Annotated in this window: 11 protein-coding genes; 10 read left to right on the top strand and 1 reads right to left on the bottom strand. The window is 62.1% G+C overall.

Annotation, left to right across the window (positions count from 1 at the left end; all coding sequences use genetic code 11):
• Positions 1–164 precede the first annotated feature (164 nt).
• The 10 genes from ftsH to phoR all read left to right on the top strand — a co-directional run bounded on the left by ftsH (position 165) and on the right by phoR (position 11,611).
• Positions 165–2,051, top strand: coding sequence for an ATP-dependent zinc metalloprotease FtsH (gene ftsH / locus NCT32_RS09430; RefSeq protein ID WP_061120975.1), 1,887 nt, complete (start codon positions 165–167; stop codon positions 2,049–2,051).
• A gap of 198 nt (positions 2,052–2,249) precedes the next feature.
• Complete coding sequence (folP, locus tag NCT32_RS09425) at positions 2,250–3,122, top strand: dihydropteroate synthase (protein ID WP_061120974.1); 873 nt, start codon at positions 2,250–2,252, stop codon at positions 3,120–3,122.
• A 115-nt stretch (positions 3,123–3,237) separates the two neighbouring features.
• Positions 3,238–4,599: a phosphoglucosamine mutase gene (gene glmM, locus NCT32_RS09420; RefSeq protein ID WP_061120973.1), complete on the top strand. Its 1,362-nt coding sequence runs from the start codon at positions 3,238–3,240 to the stop codon at positions 4,597–4,599.
• 222 nt (positions 4,600–4,821) lie between these two features.
• Positions 4,822–5,853: a phosphate ABC transporter substrate-binding protein PstS gene (pstS, locus tag NCT32_RS09415; protein WP_061120972.1), complete on the top strand. Its 1,032-nt coding sequence runs from the start codon at positions 4,822–4,824 to the stop codon at positions 5,851–5,853.
• Between the two features lie 125 nt (positions 5,854–5,978).
• Positions 5,979–6,962, top strand: a complete 984-nt coding sequence (gene pstC, locus NCT32_RS09410; RefSeq protein ID WP_061120971.1) for a phosphate ABC transporter permease PstC — start codon at positions 5,979–5,981, stop codon at positions 6,960–6,962.
• The gene (gene pstA / locus NCT32_RS09405) at positions 6,962–7,849 is read left to right on the top strand and encodes a phosphate ABC transporter permease PstA (protein ID WP_061120970.1); all 888 of its coding nucleotides are present in this window, start codon (positions 6,962–6,964) and stop codon (positions 7,847–7,849) included. The genes pstC and pstA overlap by 1 nt, the downstream gene beginning before the upstream one ends.
• Positions 7,850–7,864: 15 nt before the next feature.
• Complete coding sequence (pstB, locus tag NCT32_RS09400) at positions 7,865–8,740, top strand: phosphate ABC transporter ATP-binding protein PstB (RefSeq protein WP_061120969.1); 876 nt, start codon at positions 7,865–7,867, stop codon at positions 8,738–8,740.
• Positions 8,741–8,778: 38 nt separating this feature from the next.
• The gene (gene phoU, locus NCT32_RS09395) at positions 8,779–9,483 is read left to right on the top strand and encodes a phosphate signaling complex protein PhoU (protein ID WP_061120968.1); all 705 of its coding nucleotides are present in this window, start codon (positions 8,779–8,781) and stop codon (positions 9,481–9,483) included.
• 49 nt (positions 9,484–9,532) lie between these two features.
• Positions 9,533–10,234, top strand: a complete 702-nt coding sequence (gene phoB, locus NCT32_RS09390; protein WP_061120967.1) for a phosphate regulon transcriptional regulator PhoB — start codon at positions 9,533–9,535, stop codon at positions 10,232–10,234.
• A 63-nt stretch (positions 10,235–10,297) separates the two neighbouring features.
• The gene (gene phoR / locus NCT32_RS09385) at positions 10,298–11,611 is read left to right on the top strand and encodes a phosphate regulon sensor histidine kinase PhoR (protein WP_061120966.1); all 1,314 of its coding nucleotides are present in this window, start codon (positions 10,298–10,300) and stop codon (positions 11,609–11,611) included.
• Positions 11,612–11,691: 80 nt separating this feature from the next.
• On the opposite strand, the gene ppk1 is transcribed toward phoR, so the two are convergent.
• The gene (ppk1, locus tag NCT32_RS09380) at positions 11,692–13,755 is read right to left on the bottom strand and encodes a polyphosphate kinase 1 (RefSeq protein WP_061120965.1); all 2,064 of its coding nucleotides are present in this window, start codon (positions 13,753–13,755) and stop codon (positions 11,692–11,694) included.
• Positions 13,756–13,778: the final 23 nt, after the last annotated feature.

Genomic DNA, 13,778 nt, shown 5'->3' with positions numbered 1-13,778 from the left:
GCGAATTTCTGCGATATTTGCGCGGATTATGCCGAAAATTACGGGTCAGCCGCTATTTGTGCGGTAGATAAACCTTATGGCAGGGGTTAGCGGTCTGGATTAGAATGCTTTGGTGGCGTCGCAAGGTTTATGTAGGCGCCCGTCTATGAGTGAGGAGTGGTGCTTTGAACAACAATATGTTCTCTAAAGCGGCAGTGTGGCTCGTGATCGCACTGGTGCTGTTTACGGTGTTCAAGCAGTTCGATAAGCCCCGCGTCCAGGAAGGTGTGTCTTATTCGCAGTTCATGGACGACGCGAAGAACGGCAAAGTGAAGAACGTTACCGTTCAGGGCCGCAATCTCACGGTCACTCCGGCGGACGGCCAGAAATACCAGATCGTGTCGCCCGGCGACATCTGGATGGTCGGCGATTTGATGAAATATGGCGTTCAGGTCAGCGGCAAGGCTGACGATGAACCGAATGCGCTCGTCTCCGCGCTGTACTACCTCGGGCCCACGATCCTGATCATCGGATTCTGGTTCTACATGATGAGGCAGATGCAGGGGGGCGGCAAAGGCGGGGCGTTTTCATTCGGGAAGTCGCGAGCGCGACTGATCGACGAGAACAACAACGCAATCAATTTTACCGACGTCGCGGGCTGCGACGAAGCCAAGGAAGAAGTGTCGGAACTGGTGGACTTCCTGCGCGATCCGCAGAAATTCCAGAAGCTGGGCGGGCGCATACCACGCGGCGTGCTGTTGGTCGGCCCTCCGGGTACCGGCAAGACGCTGCTCGCACGCGCCATCGCGGGCGAAGCGAAGGTTCCGTTCTTCAGCATCTCGGGCTCTGATTTTGTCGAAATGTTCGTCGGTGTCGGTGCGGCCCGTGTGCGCGACATGTTCGAGCAGGCGAAGAAGCACGCGCCGTGTATCGTGTTCATCGACGAAATCGACGCGGTCGGTCGCCATCGCGGCGCCGGTATGGGTGGCGGCAACGACGAGCGCGAGCAGACACTGAATCAGATGCTCGTCGAAATGGATGGCTTTGAGGCGAACTCGGGCGTCATCGTAATCGCGGCAACGAACCGTTCGGACGTGCTCGACAAAGCGCTGCTCCGCCCGGGCCGCTTCGACCGTCAGGTGTATGTCGGTCTGCCGGATATCCGCGGTCGCGAGCACATCATGAAGGTGCATCTGCGCAAGGTGCCGATCGCGAACGACGTGGACGCATCGGTCATCGCACGCGGCACGCCGGGTTTCTCGGGCGCTGACCTGGCGAATCTCGTGAACGAAGCTGCGCTGTTCGCGGCGCGCCGCGGCAAGCGCATCGTCGAAATGCAGGACTTCGAGGATGCGAAGGACAAGATCTTCATGGGTCCGGAGCGCAAGTCGGCGGTCATGCGTGAGGAAGAGCGTCGCAATACGGCCTATCACGAGTCCGGTCACGCGGTGGTGGCGAAGTTGCTTCCGCATGCCGATCCGGTTCACAAGGTCACGATCATGCCGCGTGGCTGGGCGCTTGGTGTCACCTGGCAGTTGCCGGAGCATGACCGTGTGAACCTGTATCGCGACAAGATGCTCGAGGAAATCGCAATCCTGTTCGGCGGTCGCGCAGCAGAAGAAGTTTTCCTGAACTCGATGTCGACCGGCGCTTCGAACGACTTCGAACGCGCAACCAAGATGGCACGCGACATGGTCACGCGTTACGGGATGTCGGATGTGCTCGGCACGATGGTCTACGTCGACACCGAACCGGACGGCATGTTCGGCAAGCTCGGCTCGAAGACGGTGTCCGAAGCCACGCAGCAGAAGGTCGATGCGGAAATCCGCCGCATCCTGGACGAACAATACGCGCTCGCCCGTAAGCTGCTGGAAGACAACCGCGACAGGGTTGAAGCGATGACCAAGGCGCTCCTCGAGTGGGAAACCATCGACGCGGAGCAGATCAGCGACATCATGTCGGATCGTCCGCCGCGTCCGCCGAAGAATCTGCCGCCTCCGTCGGGCGATACGCCGCCGGGTGGCAGCAGCGGCACCGAGGTCAAACCGGGCAACGCGCCGGCAACGGCCTAAGTTCCCTGCGTCCGTTCATGGGCCGGTGTGCTTTGCACGCCGGCCCATTTTCACTTCTCGGCACAGTTTTAATGAGATGCTGAACGTAGCGCCGCGCGACGCCGATTCGCCTCGAACTGAATTCAGGCCAGACGCCTTGCGACAGCCCGTCCGCCAATCCTGATCTCTGCTTCGCTCCCACTCGCTTCGACCACACCAATGTCTTCCCCGCTTCCAGCAGCGCCGCTCCAGTGCGGCCGCTTCATGTTGACCTTCGAGCGCCCGCTCGTCATGGGCATTCTCAACGTTACGCCGGATTCGTTCTCCGACGGCGGCCGCTTCGTGTCGCGCGATGCCGCGCTCGCACGCGCCGAGCAGATGCTTGCCGATGGCGCCGACATGATCGACATCGGCGGCGAATCCACGCGTCCGGGCGCGCCGCCCGTGCCGCTCGAGGAGGAACTGCAGCGCGTCGTGCCGATCGTCGAGGCGCTGCGCGCCATGCAGGTGCCGCTCTCCGTCGATACCTATAAGCCTGCCGTAATGCGTGCCGCGCTCGAGGCCGGCGCGGACATGATCAACGATATCTGGGGCTTGCGTCGGGAAGGCGCGCTGGATGCCGTCAAAGACAGTAACTGCGGACTGTGCGTGATGCATATGCTCGGCGAGCCGCGCACGATGCAGCTTCACGATCCCGTGTACGACGACGTCGTCGCCGACGTGCGCGCGTTCTTCGCGGAGCGCGTCGCTGCGCTCGCGCACGCGGCCATCGCTGCATCGCGCGTCAGTTTCGATCCGGGCTTCGGGTTCGGAAAGACGGTCGAGCATAATTACGCGTTGCTCGCGCACATCACGGCCACGTTGCCAGCAGGGACGGACTTCCCGTTGCTCGCAGGCATGTCCCGGAAATCGATGCTCGGCGCGGTCACCGGACGCGGCGCCGGCGAGCGGCTCGCGGCAAGCGTCGCGGGCGCAGTCTGCGCGGCCGAACGGGGTGCGGCGATTATCCGCGTGCACGATGTCGCGGAGACCGTCGATGCGCTGAAAGTCTGGCAGGCCACAAAGAATGCCGCCAGGAATGGGCATCATTGACACCTGGCCTCATTCATCAGGAAGTTAGGCGCAGGCGCGCGTCTATAGAATTCATCAACTAGAAATCGCGGTCCGATGACAAGCGCCATACGGCCGCGAGGAGGGTCAAGCAACAATGACACGTCAATACTTTGGAACGGACGGCATCCGCGGACGCGTAGGCGTCGCGCCGATCACGCCGGACTTCGTACTCAAGCTCGGCTACGCGGCCGGCAAGGTGCTGGCGGGCGCGGACCGCGCCCAGCAAAAAAAAGGCAATCGTCCGACGGTGCTGATCGGCAAGGACACGCGCGTGTCGGGCTACATGCTCGAAGCCGCGCTGGAGTCGGGTTTTTCGGCGGCGGGCGTCGATGTCATGCTGGCCGGCCCGATGCCCACGCCCGGCGTCGCATACCTGACGCGGGCGCTGCGCTTGTCAGCGGGCGTCGTGATCAGCGCGTCGCACAATCCGTATGACGACAACGGCATCAAGTTCTTCTCCGCGGACGGCAACAAGCTGCCCGACGAAGTCGAGCTCGACATCGAGCGCCAACTCGAGCAACCGATGGAATGCGCGCCGTCCGAACGTCTGGGCAAGGCGCGGCGTCTTGACGACGCCGGCGGGCGTTACATCGAGTTCTGCAAGAGCACCTTCCCCGCGAGCTTCGACCTGCGCGGGCTGAAGCTCGTCGTCGATTGCGCGCACGGCGCCGCGTACGACGTCGCACCGCACGTGTTCCACGAACTCGGCGCGGAAGTCGTGTCGATCGGGGTGTCGCCCAACGGCTTCAACATCAACGATGGCTGCGGTGCGACCGCGCCCGACGCGCTCGTGCGCGCCGTGCTGGAGCACAAGGCCGACCTCGGCATCGCACTCGATGGCGACGCGGACCGCTTGCAGATCGTCGATTCGACCGGCCGTCTCTTCAACGGCGATGAATTGCTCTACGTGCTGGTCAAGGACCGCATCGCGACCGACGGAAAAGTGGAGGGCGCCGTCGGCACGCTGATGACCAACATGGCCGTCGAAGTGGCGCTGAAGGAAGCCGGCGTGCAGTTCGTGCGGGCCGCGGTCGGCGACCGTTACGTGCTCGAGAAGCTCCGCGAAAACGGCTGGCTGCTGGGCGCAGAAGGTTCGGGTCACATCCTGTCGCTCGACCGTCACTCGACCGGCGACGGCATCGTCTCGGCGCTTCTCGTTCTGGCGGCGATCCAGCGCAGCGGCAAGTCGCTTGCCGAATTGCTGCACGGCGTGAGCCTGTTCCCGCAGAAGCTCATCAACGTGCGCATGAAGGCGGGCGCGGACTGGAAAGGCAGCGACGCGATCCGCCGCGCGGTCGAGCAAGCCGAGCGTTCCCTCGAATCGCACGGCCGGGTCTTGATTCGCGCATCGGGAACCGAACCGGTCTTGCGCGTGATGGTTGAAGCGTCGGCGCAGAAGGATGCGGTTCGCTATGCGGAAACGATTGCGCAAGTCGTGAAAGAGGCGACTTCGTAGGCGTTTACTGAAGTTCGTCATCATCGCTGAAAGCGGGCCGCGGCCCGCTTTTTTATTTGCGCCGGCACCTTGACAAGTCGAGCGTGATCTAACTTTCAAGGCGTAAGGCGAATGACACGGTGGCTTCACGAAAAGTCATATTACTGTCACAGACTCCTCCTATATTTCGCGTTGTCGTCTCACACGCATACACGACACACGCTCATAACCCTGGAGGTTTCAATGAAATTGATGCAAACCGCGCTGGCCGGCGTAATTGGCGCCCTGTTCGCCATCTCCGCGCAAGCCGCCGACATCACCGGCGCGGGTTCTACCTTCGCAGCTCCGATCTACACCAAGTGGGCGGACGCCTACCAGAAAACCGGCGGCGGCAAGGTGAACTACCAAGGCATCGGCTCGTCGGGCGGTATCAAGCAAATCATCGCGAAGACGGTGGATTTCGCGGGCTCTGACGCTCCGCTGAAAGATGAAGAACTCGCGAAGGACGGCCTGTTCCAGTTCCCGACGGTGGTTGGCGGCGTCGTGCCGGTGATCAACGTGCCGGGCGTGAAGGCCGGTGAAGTGACGCTGTCGGGTCAGGTGCTCGGCGACATCTACCTCGGCAAGATCAAGAAGTGGAACGACCCGGCGATCGCCGCGCTGAATCCCAAGGTCAAGCTGCCGGATACGGACATCGCCGTGGTCCGTCGTGCCGACGGCTCGGGCACCAGCTTCATCTGGACGAACTACCTGTCGAAGGTCAACACCGAGTGGAAGTCGAAGGTCGGCGAAGGCTCGACGGTGAACTGGCCGACGGGCACGGGCGGCAAGGGCAACGACGGCGTCGCGGCCTTCGTGCAGCGTCTGCCGGGTGCGATCGGCTACGTCGAGTGGGCGTACGCGAAGCAGAACAAGATGACCTACGTCGGCATGAAGAATTCGGCCGGCACGGTCGTCGAGCCGAAGACGGACACGTTCAAGGCGGCGGCCGCCGGTGCGGACTGGTCGAAGTCGTTTTACCAGATCCTGACGAACGAGCCGGGCCAGAACGCATGGCCGATCGTCGGCGCAACCTTCGTGCTGCTGCACGCGACGCAGGAGAAGCCGCAACAAGGCACGGAAACGCTGAAGTTCTTCGACTGGGCGTTCAAGAACGGCGGCCAGGCTGCGAGCGATCTCGATTACATCTCGCTGCCGGATTCGGTCGTCGCCGAAATCAAGACGCAATGGAAGGCGAAGGTCAAGGATGCGTCGGGCAAGTCCGTTGCTGAGTAAGCGCAGTACTCATAGCTGGAAACTGTCCTAAGCTTCTCAAGCTTGGACGGTCAGTAACAAGGAAAGCCGCGCGGCTGGCCGTAACGCCGCCGCGCGGTCTGACACGTAGCGAAACCAAGGTTGCCATGTCGGACACCAACTTAGCGTCGGCAGTGCCGGCGGCGCAGACACAGCGCGCGCCGAGCCGTATCGGTGACATCATTTTCGGCGGCGTGACACGGCTCGCGGCCGTCATCACGCTGCTTCTGCTTGGCGGCATCATCGTTTCGCTGATCGTCGCGTCGATGCCGACCATCCAGAAATTCGGCTTCTCGTTCCTCTGGCGCTCGGAGTGGGATCCGCCCAGCGAATTGTTCGGCGCGCTCGTGCCGATCTACGGCACCGTTGCGACCTCGATCATTGCGCTCATCATCGCCGTGCCGGTGAGCTTCGGCATCGCGCTTTTCCTGACGGAGCTGTCGCCCGCATGGCTGCGCCGGCCGCTGGGCGTCGCGATCGAGCTGCTCGCGGCGATTCCGTCGATCGTCTACGGCATGTGGGGCTTGCTCGTGTTCGCGCCGATCTTCGCGCAATACTTCGAGAAGCCGCTCGGCCATCTGCTCGGTGATGTGCCCGTCATTGGCATGTTCTTCCAGGGCGCGCCGATCGGCATCGGCATCCTGTGCGCGGGCGTGATTCTCGCGATCATGATCATCCCGTACATCGCCTCCGTGATGCGCGACGTATTCGAAGTCACGCCTGTCCTGCTGAAGGAATCGGCGTACGGCATCGGCTGCACGACCTGGGAAGTGATGTGGAAGATCGTGCTGCCCTACACGCGCGCCGGTGTGATCGGCGGCGTCATGCTCGGCCTCGGCCGCGCACTCGGGGAGACGATGGCCGTCACGTTCGTCATCGGCAATACGAACCTGCTCGACAACGTATCGCTCTTTTCGCCCGGTAACAGCATCACTTCCGCGCTCGCCAACGAGTTCGCGGAAGCGAGCCCGGGCCTGCATACCTCGGCGCTGATGGAACTCGGTTTGATCCTTTTCGTGATCACGTTCTTCGTGCTCGCGCTCTCGAAGCTGATGCTGCTTCGCATGGAACGCGGGGAGGGTCGTAAATAATGAGCCGTCCCGCTACCTTCAGTCACGACCCGGACCGCGTGCAGGCCACGCGCAAGAAGCTGCAAAGGCGTCGCCGCGCCACCAACGCAGTCGCGCTGACGCTTTCCCTCGCCGCGATGGCCTTCGGCCTCGTCTGGCTCATCTGGATTCTCTATACGACGCTCAGGCTCGGCATCGGCGGTTTGTCGATCGATCTCTTCACGCAATCGACGCCGCCGCCGAACACCGATGGCGGCGGTCTCGCCAATGCGATCGTCGGCTCGCTGATGCTCGTCCTCCTCGCGACGTGCGTCGGCACGCCGCTCGGCATCCTTGCGGGCGTGTATCTCGCGGAATACGGCCAGAAGCGCTGGCTCGCGAGCGTGACGCGCTTCATCAACGACATTCTGCTGTCGGCGCCCTCGATCGTCGTCGGTCTGTTCGTGTATGCGCTCGTGGTGGCCAAGGCGGGCCGCTTCTCGGGCTGGGCCGGGGTGATCGCGCTGGCTCTGCTGCAGATTCCGATCGTCATCCGCACGACCGAGAACATGCTGAAGCTCGTGCCTAACGCACTGCGCGAAGCCGCGTTCGCACTCGGCACGCCGAAGTGGAAGATGGTGATGTCGATCACGCTGAAGGCGTCGGTCGGCGGCATCGTGACAGGCGTGCTGCTGGCGATCGCGCGTATCGCCGGCGAAACCGCGCCGCTGCTCTTCACGGCGCTGTCGAATCAATTTTTCTCGTGGGACATGAATCAGCCGGTGGCAAACCTGCCGGTGACGATCTACAAGTTCGCGATGAGTCCGTTCCCGCAGTGGCAATCGCTCGCGTGGGCCGGTGTGTTCCTGATTACGCTCGGCGTGCTGGGTCTGAATATCCTGGCGCGTGCGATCTTCTCGAAGAAATAAGGGCGGAGTGATTCCATGAATATGGTCGAAAGTGGTGTCAACCACCTGAATTCGAAGGTTGAAGCAGCGCCGGTCGAGCGCGGCCCGGTGCCGGGCAGCGTGCGTCCGACGCATGCTTCGCAGCCTGCCGATTCCATCAAGCCGAAGATCGAGGTGAAGAACCTCAACTTCTTCTACAACAAGTATCACGCGCTTAAGAACATCAACCTGCGTATTCCGGAGAAGAAGGTGACGGCCTTCATCGGTCCTTCGGGTTGCGGCAAGTCCACGCTGCTGCGCACGTTCAACAAGATGTACGCGCTCTATCCGGAGCAGCGCGCCGAAGGCGAAATCCTGATGGACGGCGCGAACCTGCTCGACACCACGCGTGACATTTCGCTGTTGCGCGCGCGCGTGGGCATGGTGTTCCAGAAGCCCACGCCGTTCCCGATGTCGATCTACGACAACATCGCGTTCGGCGTGAAGATGTTCGAGCAGCTTTCGCGCTCGGAGATGGACGATCGCGTGGAATGGGCGCTCACCAAGGCCGCGCTCTGGACCGAAGTGAAGGACAAGCTGCAACAGAGCGGCTACGGTCTGTCGGGCGGCCAGCAGCAGCGTCTTTGCATCGCGCGCGGCATCGCGATCCGCCCGGAAGTGCTGCTGCTCGACGAGCCTTGCTCCGCGCTCGACCCGATTTCGACGGGGCGCATAGAAGAGCTGATCGCCGAACTGAAAAGCGATTACACGGTTGTCATCGTCACGCACAACATGCAGCAGGCGGCGCGTTGTTCGGACTACACTGCCTATATGTACCTCGGTGAATTGATCGAGTTCGGCGATACCGAAAAAATCTTCATCAAGCCGGCCCGCAAGGAAACGGAAGACTACATCACGGGCCGCTTCGGCTGAACGTCAGCCAGGTCAACAGAAAGGCATAAGGAGCATACATGTCCGATAAACATCTCTCGAGCCAGTTCGACGCCGACCTCAACGCGGTGTCGTCGAAAGTGCTGGAAATGGGCGGTCTGGTCGAGTCGCAGATTATCAACGCGATGCAGGCGCTGAACGAATTCGATATCGGCATCGCGGATCAGGTGATCGCGGCCGAAGCGCGCCTGAACACGATGGAAGTCGAGATCGACGAGGAGTGCAGCAACATCATCGCGCGCCGTCAGCCGGCTGCGCGCGACCTGCGTCTGCTCATGGCGATCTCGAAGACGATCACGAATCTCGAGCGCGCCGGCGACGAAGCCGAGAAGATCGCCAAGCGCGTGAAGCGCATCAACGAAGACGGCGCGGGCCGCACGGTGAACATCGCCGAGATCAAGCTTTCGGGCGAGATGGCGGTGTCGATCCTGCGCCGCGCGCTCGATGCGTTCGCGCGTCTGGACACGGTGGCCGCCGCGCAGATCGTGCGCGACGACAAGGCCATCGACGACGAATTCCGCGCCTTCGTGCGCAAGCTCGTGACCTACATGATGGAAGATCCGCGCACGATCTCCGCGGGCCTCGACTATCTGTTCATCGCGAAGGCGGTGGAGCGCATCGGCGATCACGCGAAGAACATCGCCGAGTTCATCATCTATATCGTGAAGGGCACGGACGTGCGCCATGTCTCGCGCGACCAGCTCGAGCGCGAGGCGCTCAGCTGATCGGCCGCGCGCAATCGTTTTAACTCAAGCAAAAGGTCAAGAGGTGCCGATGCCCAGCAGTATCCTCGTCGTCGAAGACGAACCCGCGATCTCCGAGCTGATTTCGGTGAATCTTCAACATGCGGGACATTGCCCGATTCGCGCGTACAACGCGGAGCAGGCGCAAAACCTGATCAGCGACGTGCTGCCCGATCTCGTGCTGCTCGACTGGATGTTGCCCGGCAAGTCGGGCATATCGTTCGCGCGCGAACTGCGCAACAACGAGCGCACGAAGCACATCCCGATCATCATGCTGACCGCGCGCGGCGACGAGCAGGACAAGGTGCTCGGCCTCGAGATCGGCGCGGATGATTACGTCACGAAGCCGTTCTCGCCGAAGGAACTGATGGCGCGCATCAAGGCGGTTCTGCGCCGCCGCGCGCCGCAGCTGACGGAAGACGTGGTCGCGATCAACGGCCTGCGCCTCGATCCGGCGACGCATCGCGTGGCGGCGAGTCATTCGGGCAACGACATCAAGCTCGATCTCGGCCCGACCGAGTTCCGGCTGCTGCATTTCTTCATGACGCATCCGGAGCGCGTGCACAGCCGCACGCAACTGCTGGATCAGGTGTGGGGCGATCACGTATTCGTCGAAGAGCGCACGGTCGATGTGCACATCAAGCGTCTGCGCGCCGCGCTCAAGCCGGCGGGCTGCGATGCTATGATCGAAACGGTGCGCGGCAGCGGATACCGGCTTGCGAAGAGCGCCTGAGTCCGGGTTCAGCGTCGTCCGCTTCAACGTTCCGCATCAACGTCACTCAGACTCGCCGACAACATGAACATCATCTGGACGCGTGCGATCGTGTCCCTCGCGCTGCTCGCCGCGCTCTGCGTCGCGATCGGCGCATTCGCGGGCGTGCGGGTCGCACTCGCCTTCGCGGTGCTCATGCTCGTCGTGCAAGGTTTCTTCGTCACCTATCACATGCAGCGCCTGTGGCGTCTGCTCGAAGCGCCGGTCTACGGCGAAGTGCCGAGCGCGCTCGGCATCTGGGGCGAAATCTACTACCGCCTGCACAAGCTCGCGAAGCGCTGGCACGCGCAAGTGCGCCAGGTCGAGCAACAGCATGCGCGCTTCATTCAGGCGATCCAGGCGTCACCGAACGGTGTGGCGATGCTCGACGATCACGACCAGATCGAGTGGTGCAACGCGATCGCCGAGAAGCACTTCGGGCTCGATGCAAAGCGCGACTTGCGCCAGCACATCACGCATCTCGTGCGTCATCCGGATTTCGTTCGCTACCTGAACGCGCACCACTACGAAGAGATGCTCGTGATGCGCGGCATGGGCGTGAGCCGCAAATACACGGTGTCGGTGCAGGTGTTTCCGTATGGCGATCATCGCAAGCTGATTCTCACGCAGGACATCACCGAGCTGGAGCGCACGGATTCGATGCGACGCGACTTCGTCGCCAACGTCTCGCATGAACTGAAAACGCCGCTCACGGTGCTCTCCGGCTTTCTCGAAACGATGCGCGAGCTGCCGCTCGACGAAGCCGACCGCAGGCGCTATCTCGACATGATGGAGCAGCAGGCGTCGCGCATGCAGAACATCGTGCGGGATCTGCTCGTGCTCGCCAATCTGGAAGGCGACATGCGTCCGCCTGGCGAAGAGCTGCTCGACATGCGTGCCGTGATGCGCCACCTGGAAGACGATGCGAACAATCTGTCGAACGGGCGGCATCGCATCACGTTCCATTGCGACGATGCGCTGACCATCGCGGGCGCGGAGACGGAAGTGATGAGCGCGCTCGGCAACCTCGTGACGAACGCGGTGCGTTATACGCCGGATGGCGGAACGATCGAAGTGACGTGGCAGCGATTGAAGGAGCGCGCGGTGTTCACCGTGCGAGACAGTGGGCTCGGCATTCCGGCGGAGCATATCCCGCGTTTGACCGAGCGTTTCTATCGCGTGGATCGTAGCCGGTCGCGGGATACGGGCGGCACGGGGCTCGGGCTCGCCATCGTCAAGCATGTGTTGCAACGGCACAATGCCGAGCTCGATGTGAAGAGCGAGGTGGGGAAGGGGAGCATGTTCATCGTGCGGTTTCCTGGGTCGCGGACAGCGTTGAGGAAGTCGCTGGCCGCGTGAGGGGCTTCTGGTTTTTTGCTTTCGCTTTCGTCGGATACCCATAAGACATCGGGATCCGGCGAAAGCGAAAGCAAATAAAATCAGGCGCAAAACTTCGCAAGCAACCCCAACTGGGCGTTGCGAATAGCCTTGCCAGGCCGACGCTTGCGATAGTGCCCATCGCTTTGCATCACCCACGCCGATTGATTGTCACCGAGACACACCGACAACCCTTCGGCAATTACGCGCCGCTTCAGCCTCCGATCGCGTATCGGAAACGCCACTTCCACGCGTCTGAAGAAGTTGCGATCCATCCAGTCGGCGCTCGAAAGAAACACATCTTCCTTGCCGTTCGCATAGAAATAGAAGATGCGATGGTGTTCGAGAAAGCGCCCGACGATCGACCGGACCGTGATGTTCTCCGACAGATCCTCCACACCCGGCTTGAGCGAACACACACCACGCACGATCAGATCGATCTTTACGCCCGCATGCGACGCCTCGTAAAGCGCGGCAATGACGGTAGGCTCGAGCAACGCATTCATCTTCGCGACGATGCGCGCACGCCGCCCCGCGCGCGCATGCTCGGCCTCGGCGCGAATCGCTTCGATGAGCTTCGCATGCAGCGTGAACGGCGATTGCCATAGCTGATTGAGCGCAATCTCGCCGCCGATGCCCGTCAGTTGCTGAAACACGTGATGCACGTCCTCGCACATCTCCTGATCGGAAGTCATCAGGCCGAAGTCGGTATAGAGACGCGCCGTGCGCGGATGATAGTTGCCCGTGCCCAGATGCGCGTAACGCTTCAGCACGAGCTTGCCGCCTTGCGACACACGCCGCACGATCAGCATCATCTTCGCGTGGCACTTGTGGCCGACCACGCCATACACGACATGCGCGCCCACGGCTTCGAGCTGTGACGCCCAATTGATGTTCGTCTCCTCGTCGAAACGCGCGAGCAGCTCGACGACGACGGTCACTTCCTTGCCATTGCGCGCGGCCTGCATGAGCGCGTCCATCAGCGGCGAATCGGTGCCCGTGCGATAGATGGTCTGCTTGATTGCGACGACCTGCGGGTCCTTCGCCGCCTGAAGCAGCAACTCCAGCACCGGCTGAAAGCTCTCGTACGGATGATGCAGCAGGATATCGCCCTGATCGACCGCATCGAAAAGATTCGACGTGTTCGCGATCGCCTTCGGCACGGAAGGGATATGCGGCACGAACTTGAGGTCCGGCCGGTCGACCATCTCGGGCAACTGCATGAGGCGCACGAGATTGACCGGCCCGTTCACGCGATACAGATCGCGTTCGCTCAACTGACCTTCGTCGAGGAGGCGCCGCACGAGATGCGGGGGCGTTTCCGCCGACACTTCGAGACGCACCGCGTTGCCCAGATGCCGCGCTGGCAATTCGCCCTGCAGCGCGACGCGCAGATTGGTGATTTCGTCCTCGTCGACGAAGAGCTCGCTGTTGCGCGTAATGCGAAACTGATTGCAGCTGCGCACGACGAGATGCGGGAACAGGTCGTTCACGAAGTGCTGCATGAACGAACTCAGCAGCACGAAACCATGCGGATACCCCGACAGCGCTTCGGGCATGCGCACGAGGCGCGGCAACGCGCGCGGCGCCTGGACGATGCCCATCATCGCCTGCCGGCCGAAGGCGTCGGTGCCCTCCAGCTCGACGACGAAGTTCAGGCTCTTGTTCAGCACGCGCGGGAACGGGTGCGCGGGATCGAGCCCGATCGGTGTGAGCACCGGCAGCAATTCGCTGTGAAAGTATTCGCGCGCCCATGCGGTCTGCTGCTCGGTCCAGTCTTCCGCGCCGTGGAAATAGATGCCTTCCATTTCGAGTGCGGGCAGCACGATGTCGTGCAGCATCGAGTATTGCTGGCGCACGAGACGCTGCGCGCGCTCCGAGACGAGGTCGTAGACGTGCTGCAGCGACATGCCGTCCGGCGACAGCGAGCCGGGGTTGTCGCGCATCTGCTCCTGCAGACCCGCCATGCGGACTTCGAAGAATTCGTCGAGGTTACTGCTGGTGATGCAGATGAAGCGCAGGCGTTCCAACAGGGGAACGGTCGTGTCGGCGGCTTGCGCGAGGACGCGCTCGTTGAAACCTAATATGCCCAGTTCGCGGTTGAATAGCGGATAGCGTATGGACATCGGAGGGAGGGAAGGTGTCTCGA

It is taken from the genome of Caballeronia sp. INML2, from assembly GCF_023631365.1.
GTDB lineage: Bacteria > Pseudomonadota > Gammaproteobacteria > Burkholderiales > Burkholderiaceae > Caballeronia > Caballeronia turbans.
The sequence above is the reverse complement of the archived record's forward strand: the minus strand, read 5'-3'. Positions and strand labels throughout refer to the sequence as shown.